Below are 3,610 nucleotides of genomic sequence, written 5' to 3'. Positions count from 1 at the left end.
GGAAGCGACCGTCATCGATCGGCGTCTCGCAGCGCGCCTGCGAGGCGAAGCACAGCGCCGGGTCTTCCGAGGTGCCCGGCACGTCCGCCGAGTAGAGAATGTTGGAGGTACAGCTCTCAGGCGCCTGGCCGAAGGCGGCGCTGGCTGTCAGTAGCGCTGAAAGCACCAGCGAGGGAAGAAGTAGATAGGCCGGAGAACGGAAAAGTAACCTTTCGAAGAGTCTTCGCACCACGAACGGCATGCATCATCCTTTCCGCCTCCTGAGAATGAAACAGCGTCTTTGGGGCGTGGCGATGGCAGCCTCGAGGCTGACCGATGGCCACGGCTCAGCGACTCTTTGATCAGACTCTCAAAAGAACGGGAAAGTTCCCTTGCGGGGTCCGATCACTCCTCGGAAAGATCGCCCTGAAGCTCCTCAACCGCAGGGACGAAACCGAGAGCCTTTGTTCAGTGCTACGAGATTCCTTCAAGAGATGTTTATCAGGCCCGCTGCAGACCGTCAAGCACAACCGCCTACAGTTAGCTAGCGAACAGTGACATCCGCTCCGAGCAACCGCGGGATCGCCGCTTTCATTTCCTCTGCCGTGCGCCCCAGCAGATGGGAGTTGGCGATCAGCGGCGCAAAGTCGACCGGGTAGAGATTGCGCCGCCGCGGATCTGCCAGGCCGGCAATATTGCGCGGCGCGATGGCTTTCGAAACCCAGCCGGCGAGATCTTCCGAAGGTACCTTCGAAGCCGCCTCGAGGGCCGCCGTGACGATCTCGTCATCGGACCCGAGAAAACCTTTCCAAGCCCATTCGTGATCGGGATCGAGGCGGCGCTCTACTTCGCCGAAGCTGGCAGCGGCGAAGTAGAGCTGGCTGTAGGCCGCGAAGGCGGAGAAATCACCCATCACGCGCCAGGCACCGGCGATCAAGCTTTCGAGATGATCCGCTTCACGGTCCAGGAGGCGACCATAGCGAGTCAGGTCGCCGGCCGTTCCGAGCAAGACATCGGCCAGGCGCTCGACGCCGAGCAACGACCAGGCGATACCGGTCGCGAACAGCGGGTCGAAGAAGGCGAAGCTGTGGGGCAGCAAGGCCCAGCCTTCGCCCACAGCGCCGGCGAGGCGATGGCGCAGACCGCGGACCACGGCGAGCGGCGACACCGGGGAGGCGCCGGCGAATTGCCTCTCCAGACTGGGATAACGCGCCGACAGGCGGCGCCAAAGATCGCCCGGCGGCTCTTCGTCGCTGAGCACTCCCGATCGCAGCACCCAACCGACGCTGGTGCGACCATCGTCGAAGCGTAGCTGGTACATCCAGCCCTCATCCAGCAGATGGTGCACTGCCGACCAACAGTCCGGGTAGGGCCCGTCATCGCAGCAGGACGCCACCGACTCGAAGGGCCGCAGGCTGTCGAGATGGCCGAAGAGAAGGTCCTTGGCCGGTCCCGAAGAAGGCTGCGACGAAGGCTCCACCACGCCCCGGGACGCCAGAAAGCCGCGCGGTCCCGAAGCATCGACCAGAAAGTCCGCCGCCAGCTCGCAGGCGCCCTGGGGACCGCGCCCGCGCAAGCGCAGACCCTCACCCATCGACTCGATATCGGTGAGCTCGGTGTGATCGCGATAGTCGACGCCGGCGGCCACCGCCTGCCGCACCAGAAAGTGATCGAGCTCGCGGCGCGACCATTGGGTGTCGGCCAGATCGTCCTCGGGGCTCGCCGCCACCAGCAGCCGGCGGGCGTTGTCCGACCCGGCCTCGAACGGCTCGGCGGCCCGGTGTCCATAAAAGGTGAAGCCGCGCTTCAACCCCACCGGCAACTCGGGATGGGCCCGCTTCCAGCGTCCCCAGGTGGCGAGGTTCCGGAGATCCGGCAGGTCGAAGCGCCGGGCGAGGCGCTCGAGGGTGAGGTTGGCGAGCGGGGTGGAGGATTCGCCGAGGGCGAAGCGGGGATGCTGCCCGCGCTCGACCAACAGCACGTCGCGACCTCGGGACGCCAGGATACGGGCCAATAGCGAGCCGGCGAATCCGCTGCCGACGATGACGATTCCGCGCTTTTCGAGGGCCATCGCCGGGCGCTCAGTTCTCGCCGCCGAGGCCGTCCACTCCGCTACCACAGCCGGCGCGACAGGCGACAGCGGCTTCGCCCTCGCCGCTGCCGTTGAGGCGCTCGAGGCGCGCCAAGCGCTCGCCTCCACAGTGGTCGCAGGGCACGAGGGCCTCGAGATCCCAGGTGTCGACGGTCACCACCGGTGTCGGTCCAGCTTTGGCCGCCGCGACCGCCAAGGCACCATCGAAGGCGGCCTCGAGCTCGGCCAGGGTCGGGGGCCGAAACTCGCCACGCTCGGCGAGCAGGTCGAGACTGCCATTGCCGCCGCGCACCGGAATCAGGCAAAGGGTGTCGACCCCGCGCGCAATGCCATAGCGCACCGTCTCGACCGCCGAAGAAACGATCTCCGCCGGCGGCACGAAAGGTGCTCCCACCAGGATGAAGGCCCGCAGGGTGCAGCCGGCGGCCCGCAGGCGGGCGGCGGCGCGATCGAAATCGTCCAGCTTCATGCCCTTGTTGAGGCGCGGAAAGGCTCGGGGATGGGTGGTCTCGAGACCCATTGCGACCTCCAACCGGGCGCCGCCCTCGGCGAGGGCGGCGGCGAAGGCCAAACAGCGCTCGCCGGTCAGCCGCGGATGGCACTCGACGACCACCCGATCGAAGGCGGCCACCGCCTCGAGGATGGCGGCGTCGTCGGCCGCCGGCACCGCTCGCTCATCGAAGAAGTTGCTGGCGTTGTAGAGCTTGACCGTCGAGCAACCGGCGCCGCCCGCGGCCACCGCCGAGCGGATCTGGGCCGGGATGGCGCCGGGCGGCGTCGCCTCGTCGAGGGTTTCGCGCCAGAGATCACAGAAGACACAGGTAAAAGGACACTCGGCGCCGGCGAGGACGATGGTCAAAGCCCGGGCCTCGCCCCCACCGGGCAAGCGCTCCGTCTCGCGCAGACTGCGGATCGGCTGCCACGGATCGAGCCCCTTCTTGGGCGATCGGCGGCGCCGAATGGCGGCCGGAGCGAAGGACGGGGACCTGGCGCCGGTCACCGCTCGGCGACGCCGAAGCTCTCGAGAAGGTGGGCCCGGTAGCGCGCCGGCGCGACGTCGAAAATCGCCGCGAAAGCGCTCGCATCGGCGGCCCCGTGCTGGAAGCGCCGCTTCGGGAACACCGGTAGCTCGAAGCCGAGGACCTGGCGCACTCCGCGGGCCGCCACCTCGCCCTTCAAGGCGTAGAGCTTGTCGTGGGATCCGCCGGTGAGCTCGGCAAAGGGAATCGCTTCGGCGACGGCGATCACCGATGGCCGGGTGAAGGGGCTGAAGGCCTGGAACCCGAAGTGGCGAGCCGGCGCGAAGGTGCGCACGCAGGAGCGCGAGAAGCCGCCGGTGTAGGTCAACGAGTGTTTGATCGCGTCGACACCCCAGCCTTCCTGGTAGAGCATCGAGTTGTTGACCACGCTGCGGATGGTGAGCTCCTCGTTGTCCTCGATGGGATAGTCCTTGAGGTTCTCGTCACCGCCGTCGCCATCCACCAGGAAACGCCAGTCGGAATAACGCCGACGCAATCCGCGGGCGAGATTGATGCCCAT

Annotated in this window: 4 protein-coding genes; all 4 read right to left on the bottom strand. The window is 67.2% G+C overall.

What is annotated here, in order from left to right; genetic code table 11:
• Positions 1-232, bottom strand: a 232-nt coding sequence (locus AAF604_24795; GenBank protein MEM7052904.1) for a hypothetical protein, incomplete at its 3' end; no start/stop codon positions are given.
• A 291-nt stretch (positions 233-523) separates the two neighbouring features.
• Complete coding sequence (locus AAF604_24790; protein ID MEM7052903.1) at positions 524-2,050, bottom strand: FAD-dependent oxidoreductase; 1,527 nt, start codon at positions 2,048-2,050, stop codon at positions 524-526.
• A gap of 10 nt (positions 2,051-2,060) precedes the next feature.
• Positions 2,061-3,071 (bottom strand): radical SAM protein, encoded by a 1,011-nt coding sequence (locus tag AAF604_24785; GenBank protein MEM7052902.1) that lies wholly within the window; start codon positions 3,069-3,071, stop codon positions 2,061-2,063.
• On the bottom strand, positions 3,068-3,610 hold a 543-nt coding region (locus tag AAF604_24780; protein ID MEM7052901.1), incomplete at its 5' end, for an asparagine synthetase B family protein. The genes AAF604_24780 and AAF604_24785, both read right to left, overlap by 4 nt.

It is taken from the genome of Acidobacteriota bacterium (assembly GCA_039028635.1).
GTDB lineage: Bacteria > Acidobacteriota > Thermoanaerobaculia > Multivoradales > JBCCEF01 > JBCCEF01.
This window is presented reverse-complemented; position numbering and strand designations above follow the sequence as displayed.

What these genes read in the sequence shown, in the direction of transcription:
- AAF604_24790 (MEM7052903.1), bottom strand. Translation starts at nt 2,050, where the DNA reads ATGGCCCTCGAAAAGCGCGGAATCGTCATCGTCGGCAGCGGATTCGCC.